Raw genomic sequence first — 13,938 nt, 5'->3', positions numbered from 1 at the left:
GTCGTCATTTCGAAAAGACAAACCAGTTTTCCTCGTCGTTCAGTCCGGCCCGGCGCGCACTTCACCGTGCCGAGTCTGCTGAAGGTTTGTTGAGGAAATAAGACCGCCGGTTCGATCCGGCGGCCAGAAAAATCTGTCTTAGCGCGCAGCTCGCTTGCCCATCGATGCTTTCGCCCCGACCTGTGCCGGCGCGGCATCCCAACCGCCCGCGGGAGTGGCCACGTTAATGGCGTCATCGGGTTGGCCTTCCGGCGCGAAAGTCTGGACCGCCAGCCTGGCCGCGGCCAGCGACTGCGGATCGAGGCGCTTGGCGATGTCGTCGCGCTTGCGGCCGGCATCGACGTCGCCTTGGGCTCCGGCGAGGCTGAACCACTTGAAGCTCTCGGCGAGGTTCTGTTCGACGCCGATGCCGCGAGCATAGAGGATGCCGAGATTGAACTGGCTGTCGGCGACGCCGCGATCGGCGGCCTTGCGGAACCAGTACGACGCGCTCTTGTAGTTGGCGCCCTTGGTGCCGCCATCGGCATCGAGCACGGCGAGATTGTGCATCGCCTTGGCGTTACCACGGTCGGCGGCGAGCACGTAATAGCGGCGGGCGACGTCGAGATCCTTCTTCGCGCCGAGGCCCTTCTCGAACAGCGCGCCCAGGCGGAACATGGCCGGCACGACATTGGCCTGCGCCGCGCGGTCATACCACTTGGCGGCTTCGTCGTAGTTCTGCGCTACGCCCTTGCCCTCGGCATAACGGACGCCGATTTCGAACGCGGCAGAGGCGTCGCCCTTGAGCGCCGCGTTGCGCAGCGCGGTGCTGCCGATGGTCTCGGGCAGGCGCTCGCCGGCAGGGATCGAGGCTGTGGTGATCTTCTGGCCACTCGACGGAAGCACCGGCCCGGCGGCACTGGCTTGCGGCGCGGCAATGCTGCCGGTGACGTCGGGCGACACATATGGCACGGGCGCAGCCTGCGGCACCGGCTGCGGCGCAGGCTCGACGGCGGCGGGCGGTGGTGCGATCAGCGACTGCTTGCCGATCGGGGTGGGCGATGTCATCGACGGCGTGGCAGGCGCCGGAGCGGCGGGCTTGGTCAGGGTTTCAGCCGGCTCGGGCGCGTTCAGCTGCAGCGGCGGTGCCGAGTGAATATTCTCGGCCACCGGCGCTGGCGAGCCGCTGTCCAGCAGCGTCATCGCCATCTTGAACGAGCCGAGCACGATCACGACCACGCTGGCGCCGACCAGCAGCGAGCGGATCTTCGAGCCGATCGTGGAGGATGACTTTTCGCTATCCGCGAGCTGCGGTCCGGATCTGGTGGCCTTCGATTTGTCGGTCCTGGATTTGTCAGACCTCGATTTGTCGTTGCCGGTTGCGGCTGCAGCCTGTGCGGCGCGGCGCGCGGCAGCAATGAAACTCGATGCGGTGGCCTGTTCGGGGGCATCGACGGCGATTTCGCTGATCGCGTCTTCCGACGCGGCGATGCGTTCGGATGGCGATGCGCCGCGGCCCTGCGGACGCGTGCCGGGTTCGAGCGGATGATCCGGCGGCAGGGCCGGGTCAACCATCGGGCGCGGCGACGGACGCTCAGCAGCGGATGCAGACTGCGCGACTGGCTTTGGCGCGGGCGGTGGATCGAGAATGTCGCTGATCGCCTTCGGCATCGGGAAGGCCGATGCCGGTTCGTGCGAGATCGCAGTTGCCGCGAAGTCGCGCGGCGCGGCATCGAAGTGAACCTGCGGCGGACGCACCTCGACCTGCGACGGCGCAGCCTGTGGCTTCACCGGATTGGGCATCTGCGGGCGCGTCGGAGCCGGCACCGAAACATCTGGTGCAGTCGCGGGGCGCGAGGTCGGAGCGGGTGTTGCAACGGGCGCGGATTGCTTGGCCGGCGCGGCGCTGACCGCGCGCAGATCGCCCTCGATCCTTGCGAGGCGATCGACCACATGGCCGAGCGTCGAGTGAACGACTTCCAGCGAATCCTGCGTATGGCGATCGGTTTCCGACTGGCTGAAGCGCATGTCGGACAGTTCGCGCTTGATCGTGTCGACCAGGCCGGGATCGACCGATGGCGCCTTGCTGCGGGGATTGTCCAGCGCGGCGAACATCGACTGCTGGCGTTCGAGATGGCGCAGGATGTCCTGCAGCCCGTCCTCGACGCGGCCGAGATTGTTGCCGCGCGTATCGGTGATGCTCTCCATCCGCTCGAGCAGATAGGAGACGCGCTGTTCGAGATGCGCGAAGGCCGACGACGAGTCATTGCCCACCGGCATATGGTCGAGACGCTCGGACAGCGTCCGCAATGCGGTTTCCAGATGATCCGAGCTGGCCATGACAGCCGGGCGCTCGCGATTTTCCAGCGCTGCCGTCAACGTCATGATGCGCGCCTCGAGCGCGGCAAATGAATCGCTGTTGTCGGCGCGTGCGAGCTGATCGACCTTCGACGACAGCGTCTGCAGGTCGTCGCTGAGACGGCCGAGTGCTTCGTTGGAGGCGACGTTGGACACGATGGCGCGCAGCGCCGTGATCGCGCCTTGCAGCTGTTCCATGGTGCCGGGATCGTTGCTCGAGCGCACGATCAAGTCGATCTTGCCGCCGAGATTGCGGATCGCCTCGTCGAAGCCGGCGAGCTGTTCGGCCGGGGTCAGCGTGGTCAGCGTCTTGTGGATGTCGGCCAGTGCGCGTTCGAGATTGGCCAGTACGTCGCCGTCGATGCCGCTATGGCGGTTGTCGTCGATGCGGCGGCCGAGTTCACGGATCTCGTTCTCGATTGATTCAATCGCGCGACGCGGCATCGCTTCGGTGATGACGTTGCGGATCTCGGCGAGTTCGCCGCGGAAGGCCGCGATCGACTGCTCGATATTATTGTCCGGGCGCTGCAGCGCATCGATCTTTGTGGTGATCTGGAACAGCTGCCGCTCCAGGCCGGACATATCCGGCATGAAGCTCTGCGGTGGCATGGCGGGCTGCGCATAAGGAGGCTGCGCGAAGGACGGTGCAATGGGCGGCGTATTGCGCGGGGCCATGCGCGGCGTGCCGTCGAGTTCGCCCTGGCGGGCCGCGATCTCGGCGATGGCGAAGTCCAGCGAAAACGGATCGATCGGCGGTGAGGCGCTATAGACCTGATTGGCGGCGCGCTCGACCATATCGATGCGCGGCTGTTGCGGCGGCGCGGGGCGATATGCGGGCTCGCTGATCTGCGACAAACGCGCATCAAGCCGCGAAATCGCATCATTGAGCTGGCGCGCGACGCCAGGCTCGCTGCTGCGCTGTGCAGGCTTCGAGAACAGTTCGATCTGCCGGGCAATGGCATCGAGCCGCTCGTGGATTTCGACGACATCGGCAGCGTCGCGCTGCGGCAGCGCTGCACGCGGGGTGAGGGGGCGTTCCGGGTCGCGTGGGCGTGCGTTGGGCGAGTTGAAACGCGCGGGTGCTTCGCCGATGGTCGAGTTCAGCCAGTCGCCGAGCGACATGCCGGCACGGCGCGCCGCGGCTTCGGCCCGCTCGCGGACCGATGGCTCAATCCCGTCAACACTCCACGATACGCGCGAATTCATGCTTTGGTCCGGTTCCGAGCTTGACGCCCACCAGCGCCTGCAGCCTCCCCCGCGCGTCCCATTGTGAAGACAATCGTAACGTGCGCGGGTCGTCTGCCTCTGATCCGGACTTTTCAGGGTTAGGGTAAATAACGGGTTAAGGATCGGGCTCGGCCAGCCTTAAAAGTTAACTCGCTGATACACTTGCGCCGATTTGCAGGTAGGATCGGATGTCTCTGGCTTTGGCGTCAGCGCGTAAACAGCGCACTCAAATCGTCGACATCCAGTTCGGTGATGGCGCTGTGGCGCGGATCCATCACCGCGGACTGGCCGATATAGGCCCAATAGAGAAACTCGGCGCGGGGCAGTGCCCGCTGGCTTTCCACCCCGGCCTCAATCAACCATTTCGCCATATAGCCGACCCGCCTCGCATCCACCGAGGCGACCATTTTGGCGACGTCTGTGTCGGTCGAGGCCATGGCGCGGATGGCACGGTCCAGGCTGCGATCTTCGTTGAAAGCGAGCTTCATCAGATGGGTCAGACGTGCGGCCCCCACGATCGACGTGTCGATCCCCTCGATCACCTGATCGGTCGTCCGCTCCTGCCAGCGCTGCAGAAGCTGTAGTCGAAATTCAGATATGTCTTTGAAATGCCAATAGAAACTTCCGCGTGACACGTTTAGGCCGGTGGCCAGTGCGCCGACCTTCAGCGCGTCGGCGCCTTGCCGCGCGAGGATCCTCAGCCCGTGGTCGAGCCAGGCCGAGCGCGTCAGGCGGTCTTTGGTCAGTTGGTCATCCATTCCCCAACCATACACATGTGTATTGACGAAATCCACGCTCTGGCGTTAACGTCCATGCAGAAGTGTATGGAGCGGCACTGGCCGAACAGTGCCCGATGCGGGAGGGAGAGCCGATGAGCGTGAGCGGCCTCGATAGATGGTACAGTTTCATGCGGTCTCATGATCGGGCGATGCTGTGGGACCTGCTGCATCCGGACGCCGTGTTCGAAAGCCCGGTCGTGCATGCGCCGCAGCGGGGCCGTGAGATCGTGTTCAAGTATCTGACGACTGCAGAGAAAGTGCTGGGTGGCCCCGGCTTCGCCTACAAAGGCGAATGGCGCAGCGACAACGGTGCGGTGCTCGAATTCGAGAACGAGATCGAGGGCATCAAAATCAATGGCGTCGACATGATCTCCTTCGCCGATGATGGCCGCATTACCCACTTCAAGGTGATGGTCAGGCCGCTCAAGGCCATCAACCTGTTGCACAGGCTGATGGGCGAGGAATTGGCGCGGCAATGAGCCGCCAGCTGCTTGCTTCATCTCCGATAGCAATTGCGTAAATCTGACACGGCGGCGCCGTATCATCCGATCAATTGAATTCAAACCGAGAGAATTCCATGCCCAGCTACAAAGCCCCGCTCGAAGACGTCGGCTTCCTGCTCAACGACGTGTTTCAGTTCGATCGCTACAACAATCTGCCCGGCTTTGCTGACGCGTCAGCCGATGTACGCGAAGCGATTCTGGGCGAAGCCGCCAAGCTCAGCGAAGAAGTGCTGCAGCCGCTGAATCGCGTCGGCGATCTCGAAGGCTGCAAGCGCAACGATGATGGCAGCGTGACGACGCCGAAAGGCTTCAAGGAAGCCTATAAGCAGGTCGCCGAGGGCGGCTGGCTTGGCCTCTCGGCTCCCGCTGAATTCGGCGGTCAGGGTCTGCCGGTGACGCTGTCGCAGACCGTCGCCGAATTCCAGATCTCCGCCAATATGGCGTTCTCGATGTATGGCGGCCTCACCATGGGTGCGACCGCAGCACTCATCGTGCACGGCAAGCCCGAGCAGAAGTCGATGTTCCTGCCGAAGATGGTCGCCGGCGAATGGACCGGCACCATGAACCTCACCGAGCCGCATTGCGGCACGGATCTGGGTCTGCTGCGCACCAAGGCCGCGCCGCAGGCGGACGGCAGCTACAAGATTTCCGGCACCAAGATCTTCATCTCGGCCGGCGAGCACGACCTTGCCGACAATATCATCCATCTGGTGCTGGCCCGCATCGAGGGCGCACCAGCCGGCATCAAGGGCGTGTCGCTGTTCGTCGTGCCGAAGTTCCTGGTCAATGCCGATGGATCGATCGGCGCACGCAATGGCGTGATGTGCGGCTCGATCGAGCACAAGATGGGCATCCACGGCAATTCCACCTGCGTGATGAATTACGACGGCGCCACCGGCTGGCTGATCGGTGAAGAGAACAAGGGCATGCAGGGCATGTTCGTGATGATGAACGAAGCCCGCCTCGGCGTCGCCGTGCAGGGTCTCGCGCAGTCCGAAGTTGCCTATCAGAACGCGGTCGCCTATGCGAAGGACCGCCTGCAGGGCCGCTCGCTGACCGGGCCGAAGTCGCCGGACAAGCCGGCCGATTCGATCATGGTTCATCCGGACGTGCGCCGCACGCTACTCACCATCCGCGCCTTCAATGAAGCCGCCCGCGCGATGGTGGTGTGGACCGCGCTGAAGAGCGACGTCGCGCATCGCTCCGACGATCCGAAGGAGCGTCAGGCCGCCGACGATCACATGGGCCTGATGACACCGGTGCTGAAGGGTGTTTTGACTGACGGCGGTTTTGCCAACGCGGTCTCCGCGCAGCAGATGTTCGGTGGCCACGGCTATATCGCCGAATGGGGCATGGAGCAGTTCGTGCGCGACGCGCGTATTGCCATGATCTATGAAGGCGCCAACGGCATCCAGGCACTCGATCTGGTCGGCCGCAAGCTGCCGCGCGATGGCGGCCGTGCCGCGATGGCGTTCTTCGGCGAGGTCGGCGCATTTGCGAAGGAGCATGGCGCTGACGAAGCCATGAAGCCTTACATCGATCCGCTCTCGAATGCGCTCGGTCATCTGCAGCAGGCGACCATGTGGCTGATGAACAACGCCATGATGAAGCCCGACAACGCCGGTGCCGGCGCCACCGATTACATGCAGCTGTTCGGCCTCACCGCCTTCGCTTATATGTGGGCGAAGATGGCCAAGGTCGCGCAGGACAAGATTGCCGCCGATGGCGCGACACCTTATCTGACGACCAAGCTGGTCACCGGCCGCTTCTTCATGGAGCGGATGTTGCCCGAAACCGCACTCCATCTCGCCCGCATCCAGACCGGCAGCGCGACGACGATGGAGCTTCCTGCGGAAGCGTTCTGAGACTAATAAGTACTCCGTCATCACCAATACACGCCGTCATTGCGAGCGCAGCGAAGCAATCCAGAAAGCCACAAGCGAAGACTGGATTGTTTCGTCGCAAGTGCTCCTCGCAATGACGAGCCGATAGATCAACTATCCGACAACCGGGAGAGAATGAATGCCCGAGGCATATATCTACGATCACGTTCGCACGCCGCGCGGCCGCGGCAAGGCTGATGGCTCGCTGCATGAGGTGACTGCACTGGCGCTCGCCACTGCACCGCTGAAGGCGCTCAAGGAGCGCAACAACCTGCAGCCGGGCACCATCGATGACGTCATCCTCGGCGTGGTCGACCCGGTCGGCGAAGCCGGTGGCGACATCGCACGCATGGCTGCGCTGTCGGCCGGCTACGGCAATGACGTGCCGGGCATCCAGATCAACCGCTTCTGCGCCTCAGGCCTCGACGCCGTGAACTTCGCCGCGGCGCAGATCATGTCGGGCCAGCACGACATGACCATTGGCGGCGGTGCCGAGAGCATGAGCCGCGTCGGCATTGGTGCCGCCGGTGGCGCGTGGCCCGTCGATCCGTCGATCGCCGTGCCTGCTTATTTCATGCCCCAGGGCGTCTCGGCCGATCTGATCGCAACTAAATACGGTTTCTCCCGCGACGACGTCGATGCCTATTCGGTGCAGAGTCAGCAGCGCGCTGCCAAGGCCTGGGATGAAGGCCGCTTCAAGAACTCGGTCATTCCGGTGAAGGACATCAACGGCCTCACCATTCTGGCCAAGGACGAGCATATGCGTCCGTCCACGACGATGCAGTCACTGGCCGCGCTGCAGCCGTCCTTCGTGACGATGGCGCAGATGGGCGGCTTCGATGCCGTGGCGATCCAGTCGCATCCGGAAATCGAAGGCGTCAACTATGTCCATCACGCCGGCAACTCGTCGGGTATCGTCGATGGCGCTGGCGCCGTGCTCCTCGGCAGCGAGGCGGCCGGCAAGAAGGCGGGCTTGAAGCCGCGCGCGAAGATTCGCGCCTTCGCTAATATCGGCTCCGAGCCGGCGATGATGCTCACCGGTCCGGTGGACGTCACCAAGAAGGTGCTGGAGCGTTCCGGCATGAAGCTGTCGGACATCGATCTGTTCGAGCTCAACGAAGCCTTCGCCTCGGTGGTGCTGCGCTTTATCCAGGCCTTCGATATCGACAATGAGAAAATCAATGTCTGTGGCGGCGCCATCGCCATGGGCCATCCGCTCGGCGCCACCGGCGCGATGATCCTCGGCACTGTGCTGGACGAACTCGAGCGCACCAACAAATCGACGGCCCTCGTCACCCTCTGCATCGGCGGCGGCATGGGCACCGCCACCATCATCGAACGCGTGTAAGGAGCGGCCAACATGACCTTCAAAAATTTCAAGGTTGAGACCGACGCCGACGGCATCGCGCTCGTTACCTGGGACATCTCCGGCCGTTCGATGAACGTGCTCGACGTCGCGACCATCGAGGAACTCGGCGCCATCGTCGATCAGACCACTGCGGATGCCACCGTGAAGGGCGTCGTCATCACCTCCGGCAAGGAAGCTTTCTCGGCCGGTGCCGATCTGTCGATGCTGGAAGGCATGGGCAAGGTGTTTGCCGAGACCAGGGCAGCCAAGGGTGAGGAAGCCGCGCAGCAGATGCTGTTCGACGAGAGCCGCAAGCTGTCGCTGACCCTGCGCAAGATCGAAACATCGGGCAAGCCATGGGTCGCGGCCATCAACGGCCTCGCACTCGGCGGCGCGTTCGAGCTGACGCTGGCCTGTCACTATCGCGTCGCGGCTGAAAATCCGAAGACGCGTCTGGGCCTGCCCGAAATCAAGGTCGGCCTGTTCCCCGGCGGCGGCGGCACCCAGCGCCTCGCGCGCATGCTGCAGCCGCAAGACACCATGCAGATGCTGCTGAAGGGCGAAGCGATCAATCTCGTCAAGGCGAAGGCGATGGGCATCGTCGGCGCGGTGGTGCCATCAGCCGATCTCATCTCGGCCGCGAAGGAGTGGATCAAGGCTGGCGGCAAACCCGTGGCGCCCTGGGACGAGAAGGGTTTCAAGCTGCCCGGCGGCCCCGTCTATTCCAAGCAGGGCATGATGATGTTCCCCGCTGGCAACGCCATCTATCGCCGCGAGACCTTCGACAATTATCCGGCGGCCCGCGCCATCATGCAGTGCGTCTATGAAGGCCTGCAGCTGCCGATGGATGCGGCGCTGCGTGTCGAGTCACGCCAGTTCGCGCATATCCTGCAGACCAAGGAAGCGGCGGCGATGATCCGCAGCCTGTTCCTGTCGATGCAGGAGCTCAACAAGGGTGCGCGTCGTCCGCAGAACGTGCCGCCGACCAAGGTCAAGAAGCTCGCCGTCATCGGCGCCGGCTTCATGGGCGCGTCAGTCGGCTTCGTCTCCGCGCGCGGTGGCATGGACGTGGTGCTGATCGACCGTGACCAGGCGAGTGCCGACAAGGGCCTCGGTCATTGCATCGCGGCCATCGATGGCTTGATCGCCAAGGGCCGCGCCAAGGAGGCCGACAAGACCGCTTTGATGGCGAAGATCACTGCAACCGCTGACTTCGACGTCATCAAGGACTGCGATCTCGTCATCGAGGCCGTGTTTGAGGATCGCGCCGTGAAGGCCGAGATCTACAAGAAGGTGCAGCCGTTGCTGAAGGAAGGCGCGATCATCGCGTCCAACACCTCGACGCTGCCGATCAACTCGCTCGCCGAAGAGTTCACGGACCAGTCAAAGTTCATCGGCATCCACTTCTTCTCGCCGGTCGAGAAGATGATGCTGGTGGAGATCATTGTCGGCAAGAACACCGGCGATGTCGCGCTGGCCACTGCGCTCGACTATGTCCGCGTCATCGGCAAGACGCCCATTGTCGTCAATGACTCCCGCGGCTTCTTCGCCAATCGCTGCGTGCTGCGTTTTACGGCCGAGGGCCTGGAAATGCTGCTCGAAGGCGTGCCGCCGGCGATGATCGAGAACACTGCCAAGATGGCCGGCATGCCGGTCGGGCCGCTGTCGCTGTCGGACGAGATCGCGCTCGACCTCGTGCTGAAGATCATGAAGGCCACCGAAGCCGATCTGGGTTCGCAGGCCGTCGATCAGGCGCAGAAGAAGCTGATCGTCGAGATGGTGGAGAAGCAGGAGCGCTTCGGTCGCAAGAACGGCAAGGGCTTCTACGAGTATCCGCCGAAGGGCAAGGGCTCGAAAGCGCTCTGGAAGGGCATCGCGCCGCTGCTGCCGAAACCGGTCGATCCCGATACGCTCGATGTGGAGGAGCTGAAACAGCGCTTCCTGGTGGTGCAGGCGGTGGAAGCCGCGCGCACCGTCGAGGATCACGTGATCGTCGATCCGCGCGAAGCCGATGTCGGCTCGATCCTCGGCTTCGGCTTCGCGCCGTTCACCGGCGGTACGCTGAGCTATATCGACTTCATGGGCACGAAGAAGTTCGTCGAGCTCTGCCACAAGCTTGAAGCTAAATACGGCTCCCGCTTCACCCCGCCGAAGCTGCTCGAAGAGATGGCCGCCAAGGGCGAGACCTTCTACGGCCGCTTCCCGCCGAAGAAGCTCGCGGCGGCGTAGTCGATAGCACGGACCGTAATGCTCCCTCCCCCCTTGCGGGGGAGGGCCGGGGAGAGGGGTGCCCAGAACTCGGGCGTCGCGATTTGCGGCCACCCCTCTCCCTAACCCTCTCCCGCAAGGGGAGAGGGGACGACAGCGCCAAGTCTATCATGTGGCGATCAACGCGGCATCTAACACAAACAAAAAAGGGCCGGATCATTGATCCGGCCCTTTCGTATTTCAGCGCGATGCCAGCAGCTTACGCCGCCTTCATCAGGCCTTCCTTCTCCAGCGCGGCCTGCACTTGCGGGCGGGCAGCGACGCGGTCCTTGTAGGTCATCAGGTTCTTGAATTCGGAGAGATCGATGCTCATCCGGTCGGCCCATTTCAGCATGACGAACAGATAGCCGTCAGCGACGCTGAAATCCTTGCCCAGCAGGTAGTCCTTACCTGCGAGCTGGCCATCGAGATATTTGAACTTGCCCATCAGGCGGGTCTTGAAGAAGCCCTTCACTTCGTCATCGAACACCGGCTGGAACAACGGGCTGAAGTTCTTGTGCAGCTCGCCGTTGATGAAGCCAAGATACTCCTGCAGCTGACGGCGCTCATCGCTGCCATGGGTCGGCGCCAGATTTTTGGCAGCAGCCTGGTCGGCGATGTACTGCACGATAACCGGACCTTCGGTCACGAGCGCACCGCTGTCGAGGCCGAGGGCTGGCACCTGGCCCTTGGGGTTGATGGAGAGATAGTCGTCGCCATTTTCCAGCTTCTTGGCTTTGAGGTCGACCTTCACGAGATCGTAAGGCAGGCCGGCTTCGAGAAGTGCGATATGAGGCGAGAGCGAACAGGCGCCTGGCGAATAATACAGCTTCATCGAAAATTCCTCCCTGAGGACATTGGTTTAACCACGCGGGTGACTAAATGCATATGCATGAAAGAGTCAAGATTGATGCAGCTGCATCAAGTGGGCTAGGGTGCCGCCACCATTTGGACTGAGCCATGAAACGTAAACCTTCCACCGAGGCGACAGCCGCCTGGATCCGCCTGATGCGCATCCAGAGCCGGGTGCTGGACGGCGTCGAGCAGGACCTTAAGCGCGCCGGTTTTCCGCCGCTCGCATGGTACGACGCGTTGGCCGAGTTGTCGCGCTCGCCGACCGGCGAGATGCGCCCGGTCGAGCTCGAAAAGCAGATGCTGATACCGCAATATTCGACATCGCGGCTGATCGATCGTCTGGTCGACGAAGGCCTGGCTGCACGCCGCGAATGCAAGATGGACAAGCGCGGCCTGTTCGTCGAGATCACGGCTGCCGGGCGCGAGTTGCACAAGAAGATGGGCTGCGCCTATTCAACGGCGATCGAGAAACATGTCGGCTCGAAACTGACCGACGCAGATGCAGCAAAACTGTGCGGCCTGCTCGACCGGCTCGGCTGCGCGTGCCAAGAAGCGGCATCGACAGTGACATCGCTGGCCGCCAGAGACGCCGCGCCAGCGCGATGAACCTTAAATTTTTGCCTGCGTTCGCGACCCGCACGGGCCGCGGGCGTTCCCGACACCGCGCGCAACAGATTGCAGCGCCTTTCATTCGGAATTTCCATGGCGCGTGACCAAATCGATATGACGCCGCTGCAATCGCGCGACGAACTCGTGGCGTGGCTGGCGGCGGGCGTGAAGCCGCCATCGGAATTCCGCATCGGCACCGAACACGAGAAGACGCCGTTCACGCTCGCCGGTCACAATCCCGTGCCTTACGAAGGCCCGCGCGGCATCGGCGCGGTGCTCGACGGCATGAAGCATCTGCTCGGCTGGGAGCCGATCATGGAAGCCGGCAATATCATCGGCCTCTATGACGTCACCGGCGGCGGCGCAATCTCGCTCGAGCCCGGCGGCCAGTTTGAATTGTCGGGCGCGCCGGTGGAGACAGTCCATCAAACGCAATCCGAACTGATGGCGCATCTTGCGCAGGTGCGTGAAGTGGCGACGCCGCTCGGCATCGGCTTTCTGGGCCTCGGTCTCACGCCATCCTGGTCGCGCGCGCAGATTCCGGTGATGCCCAAGGGGCGCTACAAGATCATGACCAACTACATGCCCAAAGTTGGCCAGTACGGTCTGGACATGATGTACCGGACCTGCACGGTGCAGACCAATCTCGACTTCTCCTCGGAAGCGGACATGGTCAAGAAGCTGCGCGTCTCCGTTGCGCTGCAGCCGATCGCGACCGCCTTGTTCGCCAATTCGCCGTTCACTGAGGGCAAGCCGAACGGCTTCCTGTCGTTCCGGTCCGAAGTCTGGCGCGACACCGATAACGCGCGCTCGGGCATGATCCCGTGGGCGTTCGAAGACGGCATGGGTTTCGAGCGCTGGGTCGATTACGCGCTGGATGTTCCCATGTATTTCGTCAAGCGCGGCGACACTTACATCGATGTGTCGGGCTCATCGTTCCGCGATTTCTTCGCGGGTAAGAACGAAAAGATACCCGGCGAGCGTCCCACTCTCTCGGATTGGGCCAATCATCTTTCGACGATTTTCCCGGAAGTGCGCCTGAAGCGTTATCTCGAAATGCGCGGCGCCGATGGCGTGCCGTCGGATCGTTTGCCGGCGCTGTCGGCGTTCTGGGTCGGATTGCTTTATGACGACAGCGCCCTCAATGCGGCCTGGGATATCGTCAAGAACTGGACCGCGGCGGAGCGACAGGCGCTGCGCGACGACGTGCCGAAGTTGGGCTTCAAGGCGAAGATCAAGGATCGGTATCTGTTCGAAATCGCCAAGGAGTGTCTGCAGTTGGCCCATGGTGGCCTGCGCCGGCGCGGCAAGCTCGACGCGCGCGGCCGCGATGAGTCCCACCATCTGGAGGCACTCGACCGGATCCTGGATTCCGGCAAGACTCCGGCCGAGCAGATGCTCGACAGGTTCCATGGCGCCTGGGGTGGCTCGGTGGCGCCCGCCTATAAGGAATACTGCTTCTAGATCAGCGGCTTGGCGAAGCTGAAAATCCGTTCATCGGCGGTACAGGTGACCGGCGTTCCAATGGCGTCCTTCTTACGCCGTTTGCAAACCGCTGAAAGTCATCCTGCATGCCGAGGAACCTGTTCAGAGCGTGTCTGACAGCCCTCGCCATGCTGTTGGTCGCAGCCGTTGCACCTGCTCAGGCGCAAACCAATTTCGATCGTCCCGGCGGTGACTATTCGCGCTCGGTCTCGCTGTCCGGCGATCCCGCGGAATGCGCGCTGATCTGCGAGCGCGACAAGAAGTGCCGCGCCTGGAGCTTCAACTATCCGAGCGACAATTCCGAAAACGCGGTGTGCTGGCTGAAAGACAAGGTGCCGCCGCGGGTCGAGAGCTATTGCTGCGTCTCCGGCGTGCGCGGCGCCGGCGTCATCGAGCCGCGCACGGGTCCGGTGGAAACCTCGACAGATCGTTTTGGCGGTGACTATCGTTCGTTCGAGATCAAGAACGACGACAAGGCCGAACACGGCGATGCCTGCCGCGATGCCTGCCAGGGCGACAATAAATGCCGCGCCTGGACCTTTGCGCGGCCCGGTTATGCCGGCAAGAATGCGCGCTGCTTCCTGAAGAACGACATCAAGCCGCCGCGGCGAAAACCGGGTTTCATCTCGGGCGTTGTGAGGTAGCATTCCAGCAATAAAGGGAGT

General features: G+C 63.0%; 10 protein-coding genes. 7 read left to right on the top strand and 3 right to left on the bottom strand.

Features of this window, described 5'->3' with window-relative positions:
* Nucleotides 1-138 precede the first annotated feature (138 nt).
* Together AB8A23_RS02900 and AB8A23_RS02895 are read right to left on the bottom strand one after the other, a co-directional pair.
* On the bottom strand, nucleotides 139-3,543 hold the full coding sequence (locus tag AB8A23_RS02900; protein ID WP_439056941.1) for a hypothetical protein: 3,405 nt from the start codon (nucleotides 3,541-3,543) through the stop codon (nucleotides 139-141).
* Between the two features lie 227 nt (nucleotides 3,544-3,770).
* A complete protein-coding gene (locus AB8A23_RS02895; protein ID WP_439056942.1) occupies nucleotides 3,771-4,358 on the bottom strand; it encodes a TetR/AcrR family transcriptional regulator in 588 nt (195 codons plus the stop codon).
* A gap of 77 nt (nucleotides 4,359-4,435) precedes the next feature.
* Here AB8A23_RS02895 and AB8A23_RS02890 point away from each other — a divergent pair, with 77 nt between their 5' ends.
* The 4 genes from AB8A23_RS02890 to AB8A23_RS02875 all read left to right on the top strand — a co-directional run bounded on the left by AB8A23_RS02890 (nucleotide 4,436) and on the right by AB8A23_RS02875 (nucleotide 10,306).
* Entirely contained in the window at nucleotides 4,436-4,822 is a 387-nt protein-coding gene (locus tag AB8A23_RS02890; protein WP_175365917.1) for a nuclear transport factor 2 family protein, read from the top strand.
* Between the two features lie 98 nt (nucleotides 4,823-4,920).
* Nucleotides 4,921-6,711 (top strand): acyl-CoA dehydrogenase C-terminal domain-containing protein, encoded by a 1,791-nt coding sequence (locus AB8A23_RS02885; protein WP_231078368.1) that lies wholly within the window; start codon nucleotides 4,921-4,923, stop codon nucleotides 6,709-6,711.
* Nucleotides 6,712-6,868: 157 nt separating this feature from the next.
* Nucleotides 6,869-8,077, top strand: a complete 1,209-nt coding sequence (locus AB8A23_RS02880) for an acetyl-CoA C-acetyltransferase (protein WP_068732581.1) — start codon at nucleotides 6,869-6,871, stop codon at nucleotides 8,075-8,077.
* A 12-nt stretch (nucleotides 8,078-8,089) separates the two neighbouring features.
* Nucleotides 8,090-10,306 (top strand): 3-hydroxyacyl-CoA dehydrogenase NAD-binding domain-containing protein, encoded by a 2,217-nt coding sequence (locus AB8A23_RS02875; RefSeq protein ID WP_439056943.1) that lies wholly within the window; start codon nucleotides 8,090-8,092, stop codon nucleotides 10,304-10,306.
* 238 nt (nucleotides 10,307-10,544) lie between these two features.
* Here the strand turns inward: AB8A23_RS02875 and gstA are convergent, their stop codons facing one another.
* A complete protein-coding gene (gene gstA / locus AB8A23_RS02870; RefSeq protein ID WP_439056944.1) occupies nucleotides 10,545-11,159 on the bottom strand; it encodes a glutathione transferase GstA in 615 nt (204 codons plus the stop codon).
* Between the two features lie 125 nt (nucleotides 11,160-11,284).
* On the opposite strand from gstA, the gene AB8A23_RS02865 reads away from it, so the two are divergent.
* The 3 genes from AB8A23_RS02865 (at nucleotide 11,285) to AB8A23_RS02855 (ending at nucleotide 13,917) form a co-directional block, all read left to right on the top strand.
* Nucleotides 11,285-11,785 (top strand): MarR family winged helix-turn-helix transcriptional regulator, encoded by a 501-nt coding sequence (locus tag AB8A23_RS02865; RefSeq protein WP_439056945.1) that lies wholly within the window; start codon nucleotides 11,285-11,287, stop codon nucleotides 11,783-11,785.
* A 96-nt stretch (nucleotides 11,786-11,881) separates the two neighbouring features.
* Nucleotides 11,882-13,252 (top strand): glutamate--cysteine ligase, encoded by a 1,371-nt coding sequence (locus AB8A23_RS02860; protein ID WP_439056946.1) that lies wholly within the window; start codon nucleotides 11,882-11,884, stop codon nucleotides 13,250-13,252.
* Nucleotides 13,253-13,401: 149 nt separating this feature from the next.
* Complete coding sequence (locus AB8A23_RS02855) at nucleotides 13,402-13,917, top strand: PAN domain-containing protein (RefSeq protein WP_086937046.1); 516 nt, start codon at nucleotides 13,402-13,404, stop codon at nucleotides 13,915-13,917.
* The last annotated feature ends 21 nt before the right edge of the window (nucleotides 13,918-13,938 follow it).

The organism is Tardiphaga sp. 619_E2_N8_4 (assembly GCF_051810905.1).
Classification (GTDB): Bacteria; Pseudomonadota; Alphaproteobacteria; order Rhizobiales; family Xanthobacteraceae; genus Tardiphaga; species Tardiphaga robiniae.
The sequence above is the reverse complement of the archived record's forward strand: the minus strand, read 5'-3'. Positions and strand labels throughout refer to the sequence as shown.